This window comes from Paenibacillus chondroitinus NBRC 15376, assembly GCF_004000765.1.
In the GTDB taxonomy this organism is placed as follows: Bacteria; Bacillota; Bacilli; order Paenibacillales; family NBRC-103111; genus Paenibacillus_E; species Paenibacillus_E chondroitinus.
The window spans coordinates 394,554-416,036 of sequence record NZ_BILW01000001.1; the positions used below are offsets into that span (position 1 = coordinate 394,554).

14 protein-coding genes are annotated in these 21,483 nt (G+C 44.9%); all 14 read left to right on the forward strand.

The features are described 5' to 3' along the window. Positions 1-394 precede the first annotated feature (394 nt). Positions 395-1,360 (forward strand): ABC transporter permease, encoded by a 966-nt coding sequence (locus PCH02S_RS01465; RefSeq protein WP_246068902.1) that lies wholly within the window; start codon positions 395-397, stop codon positions 1,358-1,360. Positions 1,361-1,374: 14 nt separating this feature from the next. After that, entirely contained in the window at positions 1,375-2,250 is an 876-nt protein-coding gene (locus tag PCH02S_RS01470) for a carbohydrate ABC transporter permease (protein ID WP_127449333.1), read from the forward strand. Positions 2,251-2,317: 67 nt separating this feature from the next. Next, positions 2,318-3,889 (forward strand): ABC transporter substrate-binding protein, encoded by a 1,572-nt coding sequence (locus PCH02S_RS01475; RefSeq protein WP_127449335.1) that lies wholly within the window; start codon positions 2,318-2,320, stop codon positions 3,887-3,889. A 130-nt stretch (positions 3,890-4,019) separates the two neighbouring features. Next, complete coding sequence (locus PCH02S_RS01480; RefSeq protein ID WP_127449337.1) at positions 4,020-6,389, forward strand: helix-turn-helix domain-containing protein; 2,370 nt, start codon at positions 4,020-4,022, stop codon at positions 6,387-6,389. Between the two features lie 213 nt (positions 6,390-6,602). Next, positions 6,603-6,875, forward strand: coding sequence for an RICIN domain-containing protein (locus PCH02S_RS01485; protein WP_127449339.1), 273 nt, complete (start codon positions 6,603-6,605; stop codon positions 6,873-6,875). Between the two features lie 229 nt (positions 6,876-7,104). Next, the gene (locus PCH02S_RS01490; RefSeq protein ID WP_127449341.1) at positions 7,105-7,704 is read left to right on the forward strand and encodes a sialate O-acetylesterase; all 600 of its coding nucleotides are present in this window, start codon (positions 7,105-7,107) and stop codon (positions 7,702-7,704) included. Between the two features lie 101 nt (positions 7,705-7,805). Continuing rightward, entirely contained in the window at positions 7,806-10,997 is a 3,192-nt protein-coding gene (locus tag PCH02S_RS01495; protein WP_164819387.1) for a glycosyl hydrolase family 95 catalytic domain-containing protein, read from the forward strand. Positions 10,998-11,155: 158 nt separating this feature from the next. Beyond that, the gene (locus PCH02S_RS35520; RefSeq protein WP_164819388.1) at positions 11,156-11,296 is read left to right on the forward strand and encodes a hypothetical protein; all 141 of its coding nucleotides are present in this window, start codon (positions 11,156-11,158) and stop codon (positions 11,294-11,296) included. A 52-nt stretch (positions 11,297-11,348) separates the two neighbouring features. Beyond that, positions 11,349-14,120, forward strand: coding sequence for a beta-galactosidase GalA (galA, locus tag PCH02S_RS01500; RefSeq protein WP_127449345.1), 2,772 nt, complete (start codon positions 11,349-11,351; stop codon positions 14,118-14,120). Positions 14,121-14,485: 365 nt separating this feature from the next. After that, positions 14,486-16,264, forward strand: a complete 1,779-nt coding sequence (locus PCH02S_RS01505; protein ID WP_127449347.1) for a sensor histidine kinase — start codon at positions 14,486-14,488, stop codon at positions 16,262-16,264. A 113-nt stretch (positions 16,265-16,377) separates the two neighbouring features. Next, entirely contained in the window at positions 16,378-17,697 is a 1,320-nt protein-coding gene (locus tag PCH02S_RS01510) for an ABC transporter substrate-binding protein (RefSeq protein ID WP_164819389.1), read from the forward strand. Between the two features lie 67 nt (positions 17,698-17,764). Further along, positions 17,765-18,646, forward strand: coding sequence for a carbohydrate ABC transporter permease (locus PCH02S_RS01515; RefSeq protein WP_127449351.1), 882 nt, complete (start codon positions 17,765-17,767; stop codon positions 18,644-18,646). 1 nt (position 18,647) lies between these two features. Continuing rightward, complete coding sequence (locus PCH02S_RS01520; protein WP_246068904.1) at positions 18,648-19,544, forward strand: carbohydrate ABC transporter permease; 897 nt, start codon at positions 18,648-18,650, stop codon at positions 19,542-19,544. Positions 19,545-19,592: 48 nt separating this feature from the next. Continuing rightward, complete coding sequence (locus PCH02S_RS01525; protein ID WP_246068923.1) at positions 19,593-21,275, forward strand: response regulator transcription factor; 1,683 nt, start codon at positions 19,593-19,595, stop codon at positions 21,273-21,275. Positions 21,276-21,483: the final 208 nt, after the last annotated feature.

A 21,483-nucleotide genomic window follows, 5' to 3' on the forward strand; every position in this document is an offset into this window, starting at 1 on the left:
TAATCGAGTTTATGAGACTGTGGTATCGGCAAAAATATCAAGCAGGCAATTGAAATTTTAAATGAAACAAGGGGAAATACGGCGTTTACTCTCACAATGTGGGGGGAATGCCGTATTTTTCGTAGAGCATTAACTATAGTATCTGCCTCAATTCTTTTAAAGAATCCCCAAAATGATCATTTTTTTCTATTTAAGAATGACTTTCAAGCTCAAAACATTGTCGATCAGATCGTTTCTATAGAAATCACTCGTTTTTACACACCAAATTATAGAAAAACAACATACTTGATGTTTATAAATAACAGGTACAGAAGCTATGATAAAGCCACGCCAAAAAACAACCTGCTAGTGCAACAGGCCTAGAAGGGTAAATACAGAACGGGGAGTGTTTTACATGGAGAGAGTACCTGCAACTTCAATGATCAGAGGAGGTCCTACAACGCAAAAAAATTCTTCTTTTTGGAAGAAACTCAGGCAGACCCATCAGTTGCTAGTTTTAGCTTTGCCTGCTTGCATCTTTGTTCTTGTTTTCAATTACATTCCCTTATACGGACTGATCGTCGCCTTTAAAAATTACAATTACAGGGATGGTATTCTCCATAGCCCATGGAGTGGTTTTGAAAATTTTAAATTTATTTTTACTTCCAGCGATGCTTGGGTCATGACTCGAAACACGCTGCTCTATAACGTGGCTTTTATTATTTCCACACTAATCGTCTCCGTTACGCTTGCCCTGCTCTTGAATCAAGTATCAAAAAAGTTTATCAAGTTCCATCAAACGGCGTTATTTTTCCCTTATTTTATCTCATTTGTTATTGTGAGCTATGTATGTCTTGCTTTTTTGGATATGAACCATGGGTTTCTAAACACGATATTATCCTGGTTCGGCAAGGAGCCTGTTCTTTGGTATAACGAGCCTCACTATTGGCCTTACATTCTAATGTCGGTTAATTTGTGGAAAAATGCGGGCTATTACGCCATTATCTATTACACGGCCATTATATCTATAGATTCTGAATATTTTGAAGCGGCCGAAATAGATGGCGCAAGCATTTGGCAGCAAGTGTGGTCAATCACCCTCCCGTTACTGAAGCCTTTAATGATTCTGCTTGTGCTGCTTCAAGTAAGCCGTATTTTCTTTGGGAATTTCGATCTGTTTTATAACGTCACGATGAATTCTACCCTGCTTTATCCAACGACAGATATCATTGATACGTTCGTGTTTAGAGCTTTGAGGATCAATGGAGATATTGGCATGGCGTCGGCTGCCGGTTTCTATCAATCTTTGGTTGGCCTCATCATCATCTTGCTTACAAACTTCGTCATTCGAAGAGTTAGCAAAGAAAACGCCCTGTTCTAAGGAGGTTCTACTCAATGAGAATCAAATCGCGCATTAGTCTCTCTGTGATCCATATTGTATTGTTGTTATCGTCGATTGCGTGCATCATTCCAATTGCACTAGTTCTCACGGCATCATTTACGAACGAAAATACGATACTTACGAAAGGATATTCCTTATTTCCGAGCGCTATCACTTTGGAAGCATATCGATTCGTTTTTAAAAATCCTGAACAAATTATTAATTCCTATGTTGTTACGATCTTTGTAACCGTAACGGGTACTTTGCTGAGCATCATGATCACAGCGATGGTTGCTTATGTGATATGCAGGAAGGATTTCTTTTTAGCGAATAAAATATCCTTTTTTATCTTTTTTACACTCTTGTTCAGTGGCGGTTTGGTGCCTTGGTATATTCTCATCTCTCGAATTTTGCATTTAAAGGATACGCCGTTCGCATTAATATTGCCCTATGTCGTAACCCCTTTTCTAGTCTTGTTAATGAAAGGATTTATGTCGACGATCCCATTTGCGTTAATTGAATCGGCGAAAATGGATGGCGCAAGCGAATATCGCGTATTTTTCTCCATTATTATTCCCGTTAGCAAATCCGGATTAGCGACAATAGCCTTGTTTTCAGTACTCATCTATTGGAACGATTACTGGTTAAGTTTGTTGTTTATTGACACAGGCAAGTATGTTAGTTTGCAGCTTTTGCTATATCGAATTATGTCTAACATTGATTTCTTAAATAGTGCGCTGGCCGTTGCGAATACATCTAATATCGTATTACCAAGCCAATCGGCTCGTTTTGCGCTGGCGGTCGTTGCTGCGGGTCCCATGTTGTTCATTTTCCCGTTTTTTCAACGCTTTTTTGTCAAAGGAATTACCGTCGGCTCCATTAAAGGCTAGAAGCTTAAAGCTGGTTTGACACCGCAAGGTTTCAAATAAATTTTATGATCCAGGGGAGGACAAACACATGAAAAAGAAGAGCATGAGGAAAGTAGCTGGAAGCGTATTGTCAATTGTCTGCGCAGTATCCTTAATTAGCGGATGCAGCAGCGGAAAAACGGAAGGCCCTACCTCAACGGTATCGCCGGCTGAGAGTTCGAAAAGCGGGGCAGAGGCATCCACTCCTGCTAAACTTGCTCCTGTGAATCTAACCATCTACAGAGTCGGGACACCACAGCCGGATGAAAAAGCTGTTGTCGAGGCCATGAACAAGATTACGAAAGAAAAAATCAATACGACGATCACATTGAACACCATTGACTGGGGCAATTACGACGACAAGATGAAAGTGATTATTTCGGCAGGCGAAGATTGGGATTTGACGTACACGGCTTCATGGACAAATAATTTTTATAACAATGTGGCGAAGGGAGCTTTCCTGCCGTTAGACGATCTTATGGATAAATATGGTCCGCATATTAAGGAAACAATTCCTGTTAAATTTTTTGACGGGGCGCGTGTAAATGGCAAGCTATATGGCATAACAAGCTATCAGATTATGGCGACAATGAAAGGATTTTCAGTCAAAAAGGATTTAGCCGATAAGTATAAACTGGATAAAACAAAGATCAAATCGTTACGTGATTTGGAACCATTTCTGGAAAATGTGAAGCAAAATGAGCCTGACATTGTGCCAACGACGAGCGGGGCATCGGTTTCCACAGAGTTTCTATCAAGAATGGATACCGGACTCTTTTATGATACCATTACAGGCGACACAGCCAATCCACTTGTGATTAATGTGAAAAATAACGATTTTAAAATTAAGAACTTGTATGAACTTCCGGAAACGATGGAACTGGCCAAAATGAATCGCGAATGGTACAACAAAGGATACATTCGCAAAGACGCAGCTACGATAAAAGATTATAAAGCGGAACAAAAAACGGGGAAATACGGGATGTTCCCAGCGGGAGCGGTGAAGCCTGGCAATGAAGGCGATACAAAAGGATGGGCAGGATACGATGTAACCGATGTTCAGTTAAGTCCGTCCTACGTTTCCAATACGAGTTTAATTTCATCTTTGGCGGCGATTAACCAAAATTCCAAAAATCCTGAACGCGCGATGATGTATCTGGATCTATTGTTTGCCGATAAAGAATTATATCAATTATTGTGTGTAGGCATTGACGGCAAGCATTACAAGAAAGTGGACGACAGAACCGTTGAATCCTTGCCAAACGGCGGATATAATCCGGGAACGGATTGGGAATTCGGCAGTCAGTTTAATATGTTCCTTCGCCCAGGGCAGCCTAAAGATGTGTGGGAGCAAACGAATAAAGTGAACAAAGAAGCGATTGTTTCCCCATTAATCGGCTTTGTTTTGAATCGTGATCCTATTAAAACCGAGATGGCTCAAATCGATGCGATTGTTAATCAGTATAACAGCGTAACGAATTCACTGCTAAACTTTGGATCTGCCGATCCGGAGAAAATTATGGCCGAAATCAACGATAAACTGAAGAAAGCAGGACTGGATAAAGTTACCGCAGAAGCTCAAAAGCAGCTGGATGAATGGCGCAAAGCAAACAATAAATAAGAATCAAACGACCGCTCGTAGCGTATAGAAGCTATTGAGCGGTTGGTTTTCCATAAAGTGGATTTTTCTTTTCAACTTAACTGGTTTGCTATATCATGTATGTACAAGGGTTATTAGGAGGTTAGCGCTCGTGAGCCAGATAAAACTGCCTCGGACTATGTTCATTCGTATGTTTACTTCATTTACGCTTGTTTTTATCTGCATCTTACTGGCGCTTTCCTATATCTTATATGTTAATTTTCAAAAAATTGGCGTGAACTTCGTTTCTGCTGCAAATTCGAATGCGCTGTCGCAAATCAGTTACAGTGCAACTTATTTGAACGAAGCTTCGAAAACGTTCGCCATTTCTTTATTGACCAATTATCGGGTACAGTCGGTCATGTATAATGCGAAAAATGATTATGAAGATATCCAGGAAGCTTTGGAAGATGTATCCAAGTTGAAAAACGCGAATCAATTCGTTCATTCCGTCTATGTTTATAATGGAACGAACAACCAAATATACTCGACTTGGCTTCAATCCAGCAATACCAAGGATTCTTTTTTTGATCAAGGCTTAGTTACTATTATTGATCAGAAGAAGCAAGTCACAAGAGGGAAGTTTTACCCTGTATTGAGGAAAATTCCGGTCTTTATTTCGGCTGATGGGAAAGATATTGACAGCAATCAGAAGATGAGCGTCTTGACTTATATTTTCTATGAGTATGAGGATACGGCAGATCGCGTAAAGGGCGCTATTGTTGTCAACGTGAAAGTGGACTACTTGAAAGAATTAATTCATTCGCTTTCCTCTAGCGGAAAAAATGAAGGAAGTACATGGATCGTAGACCAGAACGAACAACTGATTCTTGGCAACATGGAGCAATTATCGACGGCTGAAACAGCGGCTGTTCTTCAGCCCATCCAAGAAAGCGGCAAGGATGCTTTTTTTTCAACAACGATTCAAGGAAAGAAACATTTGATCACCTACGTAACATCCGAAGCTCTAAACTGGAAATTTATTCATATTGTTCCTTATTCGATTATTTTTCAAGATATGGAGCGGCTTGGTTGGATTACGATAGCTTTTTGTCTAGGCGTGTTGATTCCGGGCGTATTGATTGTATTTTATTTATCCAAAAAATTATACTCCCCTATACGTGGTTTGATGGGTAAAGTCTCGGAGCTGCCTCGTTTTCCGTCTTCGGTCGAAAATAGGGATGATATTGGATACTTAAACGATGTCATCTCAATGGCCATTCAGCAGAACGAATTAATAAATGGTGAAAAAAAGACAGCCTTTTTCTCTCGTAGATTAGAATTCATGCGAAGGCTGGTCAGTCATTCCTCGGATGATTGTCCTCCGGATCTACAATCAAGTCTTAACCATTTTAACATAGGTTTGCTGGCTGATAGGCGTCATTTTGCCATTATTTTAATGATCGATCGTTATGAGCAATTCTTGAGAACTTACAGCGCCGCAGATCAACAACTCTTTCGTTATGCAATCGGAAATGCAGCGGAAGAAATAGCGTCGCGTTCTACGAATAATTGTGCGGTTGATCTGGGTGATGAAGTTGTTTTGGTTCTGGAGGCTTCCGACGAATCGTATGAGAAACAGCTTCGCGATATTAGTCTCATCATTGCGGAACTTCAAAACTGGATTCAAAGCAATCTCAAACTTTCGATGACAGGCGTAATCGGGTATTCGGTCAAACAGCTTCAGGATATATCGATTTCTTATCAAGAAGCCGTTCAGTTTAGCAAGTACAGGTTCATTTTTGGACAAGGTTCGATCATTTCCTCGGATAATTTAAAACACATGAAAACGGATGATTTCCGGCCGCCGCTCCAACTGGAGAAAACATTCGACGAACTCCTTGTTTATGGGAAGTATGAGGAAGCGATTCAAGCCTATGAACAGATTGTGGCCTATTTGAATCATTATTCCTACGATATTGTCATTAGTTACTTATATTATTTGGCATTTAATATCTATAAGCGGATCAAAGAAATAGAATTAAATGGATCAACGACTTTCAACATCCAATATAGTACGTTTGTTCATATGATTAGCAGGATGGAAACGATTGGAGAAATTAATGCCGAGTTCCATGTTCTTATTCGCCAAATCGCCGAAAGTATGTTGGAGTCCAAGGTAAACCGCAATCAACAGATCGTAAGTAAAGTCATCGGAATCATAGAATCCAATTATATGGATAAATCGTTATGTCAGGATAGCATTGCTTTATTATTGAACTTGTCAAAGTATCACTTGGGGAAAATATTTCGAAATGTTCAAGGTAAAGCCATTGCGGAATGGTTGATGGATTATCGATTGAGTATTGCAGCAGAACTAATTACAAAGCCAAATACCAACGTGGCTGAGATTTTGGATAGAATCGGTTGGGAGAATCAAAATTATTTCTATAAGATGTTTAAGACGAAATATGGAGTTACGACGACGGAGTACAAGTTGCGGAATACGTCAAGTAAAAACAAGGTGTATGAGAACGGATAAATGAAAGAAGGCCGCCGATGATAGCGAATTGGCGGCTTTTTCATGTAATTATTTAAAATGCCCGTACAAAATTTTCGGAAAATTGCTTAAATATGGAGAATTTACTGTTGATTTAATAGAAATCGCTCTTTTTTGATGTTTACATGAAAAAACAGATGGAATATGTTGGGGCGAGGAGGTGAATGTAAGGGTTTACATTATGAATAGCATAACTTGTATGAATCAGGTTGGTCAGAACAACATAAAGCGAGCTCCGCCACGGCTGGCATTATCTCTGGGGAGACCTACACCATTATTGCCAAACATAGCGGCTTAACCGTAGGCGTATCAGGGGCAAACAATACCCTGGAAGGCTCTTCAGTTATTCAAGGATCGGATGCCAGCTTGGACGAAGCGAAATGGGAAATCACGAATTTGGACGGCCTCATTATCCCCACTGCCTGCAGGAGGGCCATATACGCTTACAATTGGAGGAGGAGGCTATAAGAAGACGATTGAAGGCGTATATGTGGGTGATGTATTCGTGCTTGCCGGACAGTCCAACATGGAGTGGAACTATTCCTTTTCGACCTGGTCTGCGCCATACGTCCCTCCCCTTCCCACAAACCCCATGATTAAACACTTCTCGCTAGCTAAAATCGATGCCAACAAAGCTAGTTTCAATGTTCCGTATAATACTCATGTTGCCCCGATAACCTAATATCAAGTAGCCGGAGTGTTGTGGTATCAAGGGGAGAGTGACTCTGTCCCAGGAGCAGAAGCCATGTATACGGAAGCCTTCCTAACGTTAATCAATGATTGGCGGAAACAATGGGGCCAAGCCGACCTGCCCTTCTTCTATGCGCAGTTGGCACGTTTCAAACGAGGGGATTTCATGGCTGTGCGTGAAGCTCAACGTCTTGCGTTAAAAAATGTAACGAACAAAACTAAGCTTGGCATGGTTGTTACATTGGACACTGACCTAGGTTTTTCTAACGACCTTCATCCGCCAAACAAAGATATAGTCGGCAAGCGGATGTCTTTGATGGCAAAGAATATGATTCTGGGTCAGTCCTCGGTCGTGTTCACAGGTCCGTTATTCAAGAGCGCAACCATAAACGGCAATAAAATCAATGTTGAATTTGAAGCAAACTCCATCGGCGGCGGCCTCATGATCAAGGACGTATACGGACAAACGAGCGGCGGGACCCTGAAAGAATTCGAGATTGCGGGTTCGAATGGGATCTTTACATCGGCCACAGCGGTGATCAATCCTTCAAACAACACCGTCGAGGTAGCAGCAGCTTCAGCCAGCCCTTTTACAGCAAAGCATTAACGACCGAAAGCCTAACCGCTTGTCAAGTCGAGCTTTTGAAGTGAATAACATTTGATATGCTGTTCACTGATGACGCTAGAAACATAAAAGGAGGAGATGTTATGAAAAAAGTAGGTTTGATAAGCATGCTTGTTAGTTCTCTCCTTGTAACAAGTCTGATTTCAGTAGGACCATCGAATCAAGCCCATGCAAATGTAGGAAGTACACCGCTGCCTGTTCAGAAAACAGGCAATTGGGATGATTTGAAAATCAATTGGACAACGCCAGCCAGCGGGACAGATTTTAATGGAGCACCCGTCGGGAATGGTTACTTCGGCGCTAAAGTTTCAGGAGGTGTAGCTACCGAAATTCTTCAACTTAACGATAAAACGTTTCATTCCGGCGAACCTTTCAATAATACGAATCCAAGTCGTAAAACAGCTCTGGATGCTACAAGAAGTTTGCTTGCTGGGGCTGATACAGCTACGACAGTAACGTATCGCGAAGAGAAATTGAAATTAGCTGATACGGCAGCAAAAGGGATGTGGGGATCGGTGCAAATGTCCAACTTTCTACCGATTGGCAACATCATCCTGGATGTCCCGAATACAGCAGGATATACAGACTATGATCGAGAGCTTCATCTGGATAAGGCGATGGTAACAACAAAGTATAAAGTGGGAAACACGACGTATACGCGTGAAGTATTTGCCAGCCACCCGGATCGCGTTATGGTGATACGAATGACCAATGACGCAGGCCTGCCGATGAGTATGACGGCCAAGATGGCGCTGCCGTTGCAAATGAACACGCACGGAACGGTATCTTCATCAGGCAATGAGATCCAGATGACAGGAACAGCCCCTTACAACGAGAACGCAAACGCGTGGGCAAACGGGAGAGGCATGACGTTCGACGCTCGTCTTCGCGCCAGAACGACGGGAGGAACGGTTACCGCATCTGGGGGTAATTTGAACATTTCAGGCGCTGCGGTCATCGAACTTCTGTATGCCGACGCAACAAGTTACAAAGACCCATTCACCAATCCGAATCCAAGCCAAGGCGGCGCTAATCCTACGCCAATCGTAACTAGTATTATGAATACGGCTTTTGCCAAAACCTACAATCAGCTCCTGAATGCCCATCAGACCGATTATCGGAGTTTGTTTCGCAGGTTATGGACGGAAGTAAACGGCAATTCAGGCGCTTCCAGACCTTACACGCTTACCTACCAGTACGCCCGTTATGTTATGATTGCTGCTTCTAGGGCCAATACATTCGATCGTCCTCTTAATCAGCAGGGCATGTGGAATTACATGTGGAATCCTCACTCATGGGGGGCGCATTTTTTTAATGAAAACGTAGAAAAAACGTATGCGTTAATTGAGACAGGGAATCTTTCTGAAAATGGCGATCCGCTCTGGAAGTATATGAAAAACTTAGCTGTAAACGGGGAGAAAAACGCGAAAGCCGATTTCGGCTTTGACGGGTGGTTTGTACCCCACTCCTCCGATGTTTGGGCAAAATCAGAGCTTAGTGCAGGTGACAATGAATGGGCGATTTGGCCTACGGGCGGCATGTGGCTCCTGTTTAATATGTATGATCACTATCGGTTCACACAGGACAAATCGTTTCTGCGCGACACGGCGTTCCCCCTTATGATAGGTTCTGCAGAATTTGCACTGGATTTACTTGTTCCAAACAAGGATGGCTATCTGGTTACATCGCCTTCTACTTCTCCCGAAGCGAAATATGTACTGTCGGATGGAACAAAGATTGCCGTCAGTCAAGGTTCGACGATCGATATGACGGTAATTCGAGAGTTGTTTGAAAATGTCCTCGAAGCGGGGAGTATATTGGAAGCAGATTCTCCTGCGGATGTTGATTTGCTGGATCGTGTTAGAACAGCCTTGCCGAAATTGCTGCCATATCAAATTGGAAATAGCGGTGAAATCAAGGAATGGAACAATGACTACGCTAACTCTCAACCTAGCCACCGCCATGCCTCTCATTTAATTGGCGTCGGTTTCCTTGATCAGATTACGAAGCGTAGCACGCCAGATTTATTTAATGCCGCTAAAGTTTCATTGACCATGCGCGGATCGGGCGGATACCATCCGGATAGCGCGTACATGTGGGCACGTCTTAATGATGGGGATAAAGCTGTCCCCCTTGCAGACGTTTATCCGACAGGTGTATGGGTGAACGAATGGCAAGTAAGAGCCGCCTATTATCCAGAATTGTTTGTGCAAAGTCATACCGGAGAAATTGAACTGCTCCCTTCGCTGCCTTCAGCCTGGACCAGTGGCGAAATAACGGGTGTGAAAGCGAGAGGCGGGTATGAACTCAGCATCAAATGGGCAAACGGTCAACTTGTATCCGCTCAAATCGATTCCCCGAACGGCACGGTTCCTGTAGTCCGGTATGGCAATCAGTACTTGAATCCGTTTACGGATTCGCGGATTACATTCGTGCGCGGAAACAGTCAATCTGCATTCAACCAAATTGAAGCGGAAAACTATGATAGACAATCAGGCGTACAGCTTGAGAGCGCCTCAGATAAAGGTACGGGTTATGATCTCACATCGATTGATAATAACGACTATACCGTCTATAACAATGTAGATTTTGGAAGCGGTGCCGCTTCATTCTCCGCCAGGGTGGCGAGCAACGGACCCGGAGGGACCATTGAGTTCCGCTTAGGGAGTGTGGCGGGTACACTGGCCGGCACTTGTACGGTTCCGTCTACCGGAGGATGGCAAATTTGGCAAACGGTTAGTTGCGGAGTAACGGGCGCCACGGGCGTGCAGACCGTATACCTTGTGTATAAGGGAGCTAGCGGTCCTCTCTTTCATCTGAACTGGTTCCAATTCAGCCAATCGGCTATGGTTGGAGGCGTGTATAAACTTATTCATGCAGGGAGCGGAAACCTTGCAATGGACGTGAAAGGAAATGCAACGGCGAATGGGACAGCAGTCATTGTGTCACCAGATAACGGTGCCGCTGGCGAGCAATGGAATATCAGCGACAATGGCGATGGCACGTTCAGGCTGCTCGGCAGTCCAAGCGGAAAAGCGTTGAATGTATTCGGAGGCTTAACAGCTGACAACTCGAAGACCGTTATATGGCCCTATTCCGGCACAAGGAACGAAAGGTGGCAATTCACAGCGAATACGGATGGTACTTATACGTTAATTGGCGTTCAAAGCAGCAAACCATTGGATGTGTTTCTAAGCGGCACGGAATATACGGTGGTTATTAAGACGGCGAACAGTGCGGCGAGTCAGAAGTGGAGACTTGTCAAATTGCAGTAATGATATTGGCTTGTTTAAAAGGGTGCCCGTCAGGGCACCCTTTTTCAAAAATGCTTATTTTTGAAGAATTTGTTGATAGTTTTATAGAAATCACCTTGTTTTGATGTTTACGTGAATAAACAGATGGAATATGTTGGGGGAAGGAGACGCAACGGTTTATGAGAGCTTCCGTTATCGTCGACGATACGTTGAAATTCAATTATTCGGCAAGAACAAAGAATTACACTGTTTTAACAACGTTTATCCCATTTATCTCGGCTTGCAAATTGATTATACTGAGCATTATTGATCTGACCTGAGCTAATGATAATGGACTATGGTTCTTAATTACGTAGGCACAAGAGGAAAGGAATGAATAATTTGCGTCAACGACTCAGCATGGATAAGGACTGGTTGTTTCATCTAGGTGAAGTTGATGTTCCTGTTAACAAATCGCATAACAGTATTTATGGCAGGGCTAAAGCGGGAGGCGCCATTGGACCCGCCGGCATGGAGTGGAATGATGCGAATTGGGAAACCGTGCAACTTCCGCATGATTGGTCGTATCAGCAGCCATTCGACCGGGAAAATGGTGTGCCCAATTTCGGCTTTAAACCGCGTGGCATCGGCTGGTATCGAAAGAAATTCAGATTGCCTGCAGAGGATCTGGGAAAGCAATTGATGTTGGAGTTCGACGGCATCGCAACCGAAGCTTCGATCTATTTGAACGGAAGCTTGTTGGAAAGGAACTATAGCGCGTATACCAGTTTTACAGTAGATATCTCGGATCGGGCCTACTACGGTGATCGTCCCAACGTGCTGGCCATCCGCGTAGATGCTACAGAAGCCGAAGGATGGTGGTACGAGGGAGCCGGTATTTATCGTCATGTCTGGTTAACGACAAAAATGCCGCTGCACATTGCAGAACGCGGGGTCTGGGTCAGACCGGAGAAAATAAATGATACGCACTGGCAGACACATATTGAAACTGTCGTTGGCAATGAATTGGAATACGATGTGAATTACACGTTAACGACGTATATTCAAAATGCCAAAAATGATGTGGTTAAGAAAGCCAGAACGGAGTCTAAATGTGCCGCAGGCAGCAAAATTACAGTCGTTCAGCAGTTAATCGTGACCAATCCTGACATATGGGATATTAATACGCCTCATCTTTATCAAGTACATTCCGTTCTAACGATAGAAGGACAACTTTATGACACTCAGGTGACTTCTTATGGCTACAGAACGATTCGCATTTGTCCCGACCAAGGGTTTTTTCTGAATGAAAAACCATTGAAATTAAAAGGAACATGCAACCATCAAGATCATGCCGGTGTTGGCGTAGCGCTGCCTGATGGACTGCAGGAATACCGAATTCGGCGACTCAAGGACATGGGCAGCAATGCGTATCGTGCGGCGCATCACAATCCGACACCGGAACTATTGGACATTTGCGACCGGCTGGGCATGCTTGTAATGGATGAAAATCGCAATTTCGAAACTTCCGGAGAAGGCCTGCGCCAACTTGAAAATATGGTCACCCGCGACCGCAATCATCCTTGTGTGGTGTTCTACAGTCTGTTCAATGAAGAACCGCATCAAGGAACGCCAATTGGCCGCCGTATGGTTAAACGAATGATGCGGACGGTCAAGCGTTTGGATCCGACTCGCCCTGTTCTTGGAGCTCTGAACGGCGGGGTGATGGAGGACGAAGGAACGGCAGACATTATGGAGATCACAGGGTTCAACTATATGCATGCGGGCTATGATAAATTTAGAGCGAAGCATCCCGCGCAGCCGATCATCGGTTCTGAGACCGTAAGCGCGTTCTCAACACGCGGCAACTATGCAAACGATTCGATCAAGCAAGTATTTGACAGCTACGATCAAGAGAAGGCACCGTGGGGAGCTACGGTGCGAGAAGCCTGGCAAGCGGTAGCTACTCGTGATTTTGTGATGGGGACTTTCGTGTGGACGGGCTTTGATTACCGTGGGGAGCCGACACCCTATGAATGGCCCAGCATTAACACACACTTTGGTATTATGGATACCTGCGGCTTCCCCAAAGATGCGTACTATTTATATCAAGCGTATTGGCTCGATGAACCGATTCTTCACATGTTGCCGCATTGGAATTGGCAAGGACGAGATGGGCAGCCAATTAAGGTAATGACGCATACTAACTGCGAAGAAGTGAGCTTATATGTGAATGGCCAATTTATCAGTAGAGAGCATGTTGACCTATACAAGCAATTGGAGTGGGAGGTTCCTTATGAGCCGGGAATTGTACGTATGGAAGGCTACAACAACGGTCAACTTGTGAAGGTGACGGAAATTGCAACGACGGGTGAAACCGTTGCACTCCGCTTGGAATTGCAGAAACCCTATCTCCATGGTGACGGGAAGGATGCCATTGCCGTTAATGTGTACGCGATCGATGCACAGCAGCGCTTTGTTCCGACAGATACCCGGTTTGTAGCGTTCACGCTTAGTGGTTCTGGTAAAATACTAGGCGTTGGCAACGGAGATCCGAATTGTCACGAGGCCGATGCCGCTCAGTCAAGAAGTTTATTTGCCGGCTGCTGCCAGCTCATTGTGCAAAGCCTCCATGGTACTGAACCCATTGTGCTACGAGCGGAAGCAGAAGGCTTGGCGCCGATGACGTGGGTCATCCAAGTGAAGGAAGCATCCGAGCCCCCTCACATCGCTTCTGTCAGGGAAACCTATGTGAATGACTGGTATGTAACGCAGGAGCCATACAGCGAAAGGCCTGATCCTCTTATGATCATGGATTCGACGGATATGAACACTTGGGAGAAAGTAGATGTCAGTTATGGCGCCTTGAATATGCTGAAAGGGATCGCTGGGTACGTTGTGTTTCGGAGCCAGCTGCGCTTGTCGGATCAAGCTAAGTCTAGTAGCAACACCCTTCGGTTTAATGCAATTCAAGGTGATGTTGAAGTCTATGCGGATATGGAATTGCTATTGGTGGCATCGCTCGATGAGCCGGCTTCACTGGAAATTCCGTTGCGAGAGGTGAATTTAAAAGGAAAAAATGCAGTCACGTTATCAGTGCTAGTTCACATGACGGAGCAGATGAGTAAGCCAGGTATTAGCAGTTCAGTCTGTTTATTGACTTAGCAAGATTCTCCAAGTGTAATCTCTGTATTCCCTGATTGAGCCCCCCTTCAATTATCCTGAAAACCCGGCTGCGCAACTTGGCTCCCCGCGAAGATCAGCTGCTATATTAAAAAAACGAAGAAGGCTGCCGATGATAGTAAATTGGCGGCCTTTTTATGTTAGGCTTATTTGTTGAATGAGAAGAAGGGGATGAACGACAATGAAGGTTTCTCGATCTTGCCTACGAATTGAATTACGCACAATGTCATGTCGAGATATGAGATTTTTTGTCGAATCCAAAATGAGAAAAAGGACATTTCCTCAGAATAACCGAATGTAAGGTGAGAAAGACAGCAAAAGTATTTTGACATGACGGGGTGCCCAGGATGAAGTTGTTTGCTAAACCGTGGACGTTTTCGGCGACGCTCCATGTTTTGTTAGTTGTGATGGTGGTGTTCCCCATCGTGATCATTTCGACCATGATTCTGCAAGTTTATAAACGAGATCTGCTGCAGCAAACGACAGAACGTTCGCTGCAGACGCTGCATGCGGTCACTTATTCTGCCCAACAAGAGATTAGCAAAATTGAGTATGTGACGGCGGCAGTCGGCGTCGATCGGGATATTTTATCGATTGCGACTGAGTTGCATCAAGCGGATGAAAGCAATCGCTATACGTACATTAATGCGATGGAACGTGCGCTAAGTCGATATACGTATTCGATGTCAAGCCAACTTCTGGCGATTCATTTTTTTTATAAAGACGGCGGCGTATATTCATTCCAGCAAAATCTGTCCACGGATGAGCAGGAGGTTCGCGCCATGGAGTGGTATCGGAGAACGTTGAAGCAAACGGATAACGTACAGTTTCTAGGCCTGCAGCGTATGAAGCTGTTTGGCCAGACCGAACCGGCAGGGTTATCGGCGGCCATTGCCCCGAGCGCTTTTCATACGTTGAGCGACGTTGAAATGGTTTGTTTTACATTAAATGAAGAAGCGTTCGAAAAAATTTTTCTGCAGCAGCCCTATGATAAATCAGCGTTTGTTATTGTGACCGGGGAAGGGCAAGTGATTGCATCAAGCAGCAACTGGGATGAAACGAGTGTCAGTCTGGCACGGCTTGAGCAAATAAAATCAGCTAGTGAAGGGCATTTTATCGATAAAGCCAGCGAGACGGAGATGCTTGTCACGTATGCGGCGGTTGGGCAAACAGGGTGGAAAGTCGTGCATGAAATTCCGTATAGCGAGTTGACTGCCAATTATAACCGAATTTATAAGATCGTACTGCTTGCTACCTTTGCTGTGATTGCGGTATTTTTGCTCATTTCATTCTATTTGGTGAAAGGCCTTACGAGACCCATTCATGTGCTGGTACGCAAGATGTCCCTGGTCATGGAAGGGGATCTGAATGCCAAAATCGGCACATCGGGCATCGCCGAGATGGCTACGCTTGGACGCACATTCAATCATATGCTGGACCAGATTAAGTTGTTGATTCGCCAGCGCGAAGAAGAGGAGCAAATGAAGCGGAAGGCGGAGTTCGCTGCCTTGCAATCGCAAATCAACCCGCATTTTCTCATTAATACGTTGAATGCCATTAAGCTGATGGCGCTCATCAGCAAGGTGGATAATATTCGGAACATGACCAATGCCTTGATGCGGCTTGTTTCTTCTTCTTTTAACCGGGGAGGCATTCTTACGCGCTTTTCCGATGAAATCGAAAATTTAAAGCATTATTTATACATCATGGAAATCCGCTATGGCCATAAATTTGAAGTCGAATGGCAGATTGATCCGCAGGCGGAGTCAAAATATTTGCTCAAGCTGCTGCTGCAGCCGGTTCTGGAGAACAGCATTGTACACGGGATGGCGGGCAAGGAATCGCAAGGTAAAATCGTCATTGCAGCTAATGTTCATGAAGGCAGCTTGTACATCGTCATTGTGGATAACGGTGAGGGAATGACCGAGGAACAGCTAACGCAATTCCGAGCAAAAAGCAGCCCGCATACGTTCTCGGGAATGGGGTTTGCCAATGTGCACCACCGTATTCAGCTGCATCACGGGGAGGATTACGGCTTAACCCTGGCTGCGAATGAACCGGAGGGAACGAAGGTCACGATGAAAATTCCGCTTATTTTTAAAAATAAAGATGAGGAGTCGCTGTAGTTCAAAAAAGATCAACTCTATAGCCGAAAAGATCATTTGGATGCGTTTACATAGCGGGTATGATAAGAGTAGAACAAATGATTATAGAATCAATCATTGGAGGGGTAACGAAGATGGGCAAAAGAAGATTAATGGGTACCGCATTAGTTAGTGGGATCGTGATGTTGAGTGCATTAACAGGCTGCGGCAAAGATGCGGCTACACAGCCAGCAGCATCGACCAAGCCGGCTGAAACCCAAGCGGCTGCTGCGCCAACTGCGAAACCGGCTGATCCGGTTAAGCTGAAACTGGCGATGTGGGATGCCAAGGGAGACATTACGTTTTGGCAGGAGAAAGTGAAAGATTACACCAAATTAAAACCGAATGTCACCGTAGAAGTGGAAAAAGTGCCGGACAACGGCGGCCAATATTTAAAGGTTCGTTTAGCTGCAAATGATTTACCTGATCTGTTCTACCTGAAACCGGCCCATATGCAAATTTATAAGCAGTCGCTGCTTCCGCTCGATGACCTGAACGGGGCCAAAAATAATAAATTCCCGGCAAAAATCGATGGAAAAATATTGGGAGCACCACTCGTTTCCTTCTCCGAATTCGTTTACTTCCATCCCAGCGTTTTCAAGGAATTGAACCTGGAAGTACCAAAAACATTACCTGAGTTGATGTCAACGATGGAGAAAATTAAAACAAACGGCAAATACACGCCGATTGCCATCGGAGGTAAGGAAGATTGGACGTTCTATCCGTTCATGGAATTCGGACCGCATATCCTCTCCGGGGATGAGAATTACTTGGCTACTTTGGCGAAAACACCTGAACCGTTTGGCGATGGCAGCACATTTGATAAAGTCGGAAAAGTGATTAAAGAAATGTCGAGCAAAAAACTGGCAGGACCAGATGCGCTCTCGATCTCCTTCGATCAATCCACGCAATTGTTCGAATCGAAGAAGGCGGCAATGATTGCTGCCGGTCAATGGTACTACGGTGATTATGTGAACCGTGTAAAAACGGACGATGACGTTGGCGTATTCCCGCTTCCTTTCAGAAGCACAGAAAGCGAGCCGTTAACGGCTATGACGTTGTCCGATATGAATATCGGGATCAACAAGAACAGCAAAAACGCAGCGGAAGCTAAAGCCTTCTTTGAGTGGATGTTCAGCAAAGACGTTTATCAAAGTTATATCAATAACGCTCAACAGTTCTCCACCATCAACGGCGTGAACTCGGAAATTCCTTTCTTCAACAAATGGACGGAAAAGTATCCGTTTAAACCGTTCATTTACAATGCGACAGATGAGGCTTTTGCGAAAGTAAGCGGCGCAGCTCAATTTGATTTCAAAAAAGCAGCACAAGAAATTTACTCTGGCAAACCGATCGAAACCGTGGAAAAAGACTTAAACAACAAGTGGAAAAAAGCGGTTGAATCGAACAAATAAGTTTGGAAGAGAGGGCACTACCTAGGCGACTGGCATAGTGTCTTCTCTTATATACAGGAGTGATCATATGAATTATCGCATGCAGCAAAAAGTCGTAATTTTCTCGTTTTTACTTATACCGGTTTCACTCTTGCTGTTATTTCTTATCTATCCGACGCTGCAGTTATTCCGCTACAGTTTCACAAGCTGGGATGGCTACAGCCCTAGCTTCAAGTACATCGGCTTCGAGAATTATGTCCGGATGTTGTTTGATTTCCCTGAAGCGTGGCAAGCGATTAGGAATAACGGTGTGTATTTTTTGCTCCATACCATCGCTATTCCACTCGAATTGACGACAGCCGTGCTGCTGAACAGAGTGCTGCGTGGGAGTGCATTCTTTCGTTTTTCCGTGCTAATGCCTTACATTATTAACGGGATTGCTGTGGCATATATGTTTAGCTACATTTACAACCCAATTAATGGTCCGCTGAACGAGTTGTTAAAGGCAGTCGGGCTGGAATCATGGATTCAAAGCTGGCTGAGCGACTCCAACGTCGTTAATTATTCCTTAGTGGTTGTCTCGCTTTGGCGTTACAGCGGTGTGCATGTTGTCTTGTTTCTAGCCGGTCTGCAGTCGATTCCGAAGGATCTGTATGAAGCGGCTGAAATCGATGGAGCGAACTTTTGGCAGCAGCAGCGTTTTGTTACACTGCCAGGCATCCGTCGGGTCGTAGAAATCATCTTGTTTATGAATGTATCAGGAGCTCTGCTGCAGTATGATATACCGCTTGTCATGACAAATGGCGGTCCGGGAAGCGCAAGCTCGACATTTGGTTTATATTCGCTTCAAACGGCGTTTACGTATAACAATTACGGTTTGGCCTCCTCTATGGCCGTTATGCTCTTGTTATTAATTATTAGTTTTTCAGCGCTGCAGGCTTGGATTGTGAAAGACAGGAGTGAAGCTTGACATGGAACGTACACAGCTATTGAAACAAACCTACAAGCCGGAAGTGCCGAGCAGGACTCGTTCGATGAGCACACAGCGATTAGTTGGCCATATCGTTTATTATGTTTTGTTTACTTTAATGGCAGCAATCGTGTTCGTCCCCATTTTGCTGGTCGTATTTGGTTCTTTTAAAACAAATCTGGAGCTGGCCGAAACGTCGCCTTTTTCGCTGCCCCAAAGCTTTCTCCATATCGATAACTACGTCAGCGCCTTGAAAGAGGGCAATATGATACGCGGTTTGGGCAATTCTGTGCTGCTTGTTGTGTTGAGTATGCTCGGGAATATGCTGCTCGGTACGATGACAGCTTATGTGCTTAATCGTTTTCAGTTTCGGATGAAAAAAGTGATTCTCATGATGTTTATGGCTGCCATGATCATTCCGGCCTATACGACGGAAATTGCCAGGTTTCAGCTCATACATGCTCTGGGTGTCTACAATACACTGGGCGCGCCACTGCTGATTTATATCGGAACCGATATTATGCAGATCTACATTTATATGCAGTTTCTCGAAAAGATTTCCGTACAGCTCGACGAGAGTGCGATGTTGGATGGCGCCTCTTATGTGCGCATTTTCCGCTCGATTATTTTCCCGTTATTGCTGCCAGCAACGGCTACACTAGCTATACTAAAAAGTGTTACAATAATGAACGATATCTTTGTCCAACAGTTATACATGCCTAGCGCGAAATTGGCGACGTTGGCGACCTCATTGACAGCGTTTGTCAGCACACGCAGTTCCGATTTATCACAGCTTTGCGCTGGGATTATTATCGTGCTGCTGCCTAGCGCCATTTTCTACATCGTGTTTCAACGTTATATTTTCAAAGGTCTCATGGATGGGGCTGTTAAAGGATAAGGTGGAAGCAGTCAACTTGGCCAATGGAGGATGAATCGGTTGCTTAAAATGATGATTGTTGACGATGAACCGCTTGTTCGCCTTGCGCTTCAACATATGATCGATTGGCCGAGTATGGGCATCGTGGTCGAAGTCGAGGCTGCTGACGGAGCGGAGGCACATGACATTCTGAAGCAGCGTGGCGATATCGATCTCATGCTCCTTGATATCGAGATGCCGAGGCTTAGCGGAATTGAACTGCTGCGGGCTTACACGCCTGTTAAGGAAAAGCGGAGACCCGTCACGATCATGTTAAGTGCCTATAGCGATTACAGCTACGTGAGGGAAGCCTTTTTGCTTGGTGCTATTGATTTCATCGTGAAGGCGGATATGGATGAGGAACATCTTGTGCCTGTCATTTTGAAGGCGGTCAACGAACTGAGTAAAGAGGAACCTCCGTTAAATTCGCTGCCGACAAGTGAGATTGAAGATGATATTGACGCGAAAAGTGAAATTCTTCGACAGCTCATCACGTTAGATCCGAATCAGCAGGAAGAGGCGACTGCCGTAGCAACAACAGGTATTCACGAATGGCTTGGTGAAGTGAATCAGTTGGTTGCCGTTATGACCGTTTCGCAAGGTTCACTTGGCAGCAGGCAGGAACGAAGCTTGAATGATGCGAAAACGCAGCGTTTTATTACGCAGTCGGTACAGACCGTATTGGACGCTATGTCGATTCGGCACTTCATCTACCGGAAAAGCCGAACGGAATACGTGCTTTTCTGCACCTTGGTCCAATATCGAAGCGAAAGCGTGATACGCGAAAAGGTGCAATCTGCTTTCACCATGATGCAAACCCGGCTGATTCAGTATGTGAACGTGTCGATCTCGATCGGTGTGAGTGAACTGGCCAGCGGAACGAAACATTGGTACCGTCTGCACCAACAGGCAGCACATTTGGCGGCGATGAGCTTTTATGCCGGATGGAACAAAGTGTTTTATCCTGAAAGCTGTATGGATCAGGGAAGATCTGGAGCTGGAGCCGGAGCTGGTGGGAATGCCGGTCAGGACCACGTTCGCAAGCTGCAGCTAACGCTGAAAGCGAATGGGGCAGCCATCACTCAACTGCTCGAACAGGACAATTCGGAGTTGTGGGGCAAGGAGTTTGAGCAAATGCAGCTGCTGCTCGGGCAAACATGGGGATGGCGGCCTCAGGATGTTCAGGCTGCACTAGAGAATTTGCTCTGGGAGCTGGGAGGCTTATTGCACCGCAAAGGGATACGTTGGGATGAGCTGGAGGAAGAGCTTCAGCATCCTTTTGAATATATGAGAAGTTTGGAGACTTTGGAGGAAACGAAAAGCTGGCTGTATCGCATTTGCACAAATTTGTACAGCTGGCTTCATGGGAAGGAAAAAGCGGATAGCAGCTACAGCATCGTGGTGGCGACGGCTAAGCAATTCCTTGATCTTCATTATATGGAAGACGTCAACCTGGCGTTGATCAGCGAGATGGTGGGCGTTAGCGAAAGCTATTTGAGCAAGCAGTTTACGAAGGAAGTCGGCAGCAATTTCATTCAGTACTTAACGCATTTGCGTATCGAAGAATCCAAGCGATTGATGAAAAAGAAGGGCTTTAAGATTACCGACATAGCCGAAAGCGTCGGTTATTTGAATGTTGAGCATTTCAGCCGTATGTTCAAAAAAACGACGGGGTACAGCCCTAAGCTGTACCGGGAGAGTTTGTTGAAGTGAGGTTGGGGCGCGAGGCGTGAAGTGCGGAGTTGCGAATGCTGAGTGCAGAATGCCGAGTGCCGTGAGCTGAGTGTTGAGAGCCGTGAGCGAATGCAAGTGCAAGTACGGAGTGCAAAGCGCAGAGTGCACAGTGAAATGCAAATAAGGGAACGCTAGAGTGCTATTTCAACGATATTAGCCATTAGAGCGAGCTAGAGGGAACTGAGGT

What these genes read in the sequence shown, in the direction of transcription:
- PCH02S_RS01465 (WP_246068902.1), top strand. Translation starts at nt 395, where the DNA reads ATGGAGAGAGTACCTGCAACTTCAATGATCAGAGGAGGTCCTACAACG.
- PCH02S_RS01470 (WP_127449333.1), top strand. Translation starts at nt 1,375, where the DNA reads ATGAGAATCAAATCGCGCATTAGTCTCTCTGTGATCCATATTGTATTG.
- PCH02S_RS01475 (WP_127449335.1), top strand. Translation starts at nt 2,318, where the DNA reads ATGAAAAAGAAGAGCATGAGGAAAGTAGCTGGAAGCGTATTGTCAATT.
- PCH02S_RS01495 (WP_164819387.1), top strand. Translation starts at nt 7,806, where the DNA reads ATGAAAAAAGTAGGTTTGATAAGCATGCTTGTTAGTTCTCTCCTTGTA.
- PCH02S_RS35520 (WP_164819388.1), top strand. Translation starts at nt 11,156, where the DNA reads ATGAGAGCTTCCGTTATCGTCGACGATACGTTGAAATTCAATTATTCG.
- galA (WP_127449345.1), top strand. Translation starts at nt 11,349, where the DNA reads ATGAATAATTTGCGTCAACGACTCAGCATGGATAAGGACTGGTTGTTT.
- PCH02S_RS01505 (WP_127449347.1), top strand. Translation starts at nt 14,486, where the DNA reads ATGAAGTTGTTTGCTAAACCGTGGACGTTTTCGGCGACGCTCCATGTT.
- PCH02S_RS01510 (WP_164819389.1), top strand. Translation starts at nt 16,378, where the DNA reads ATGGGCAAAAGAAGATTAATGGGTACCGCATTAGTTAGTGGGATCGTG.
- PCH02S_RS01515 (WP_127449351.1), top strand. Translation starts at nt 17,765, where the DNA reads ATGAATTATCGCATGCAGCAAAAAGTCGTAATTTTCTCGTTTTTACTT.
- PCH02S_RS01520 (WP_246068904.1), top strand. Translation starts at nt 18,648, where the DNA reads ATGGAACGTACACAGCTATTGAAACAAACCTACAAGCCGGAAGTGCCG.
- PCH02S_RS01525 (WP_246068923.1), top strand. Translation starts at nt 19,593, where the DNA reads ATGATGATTGTTGACGATGAACCGCTTGTTCGCCTTGCGCTTCAACAT.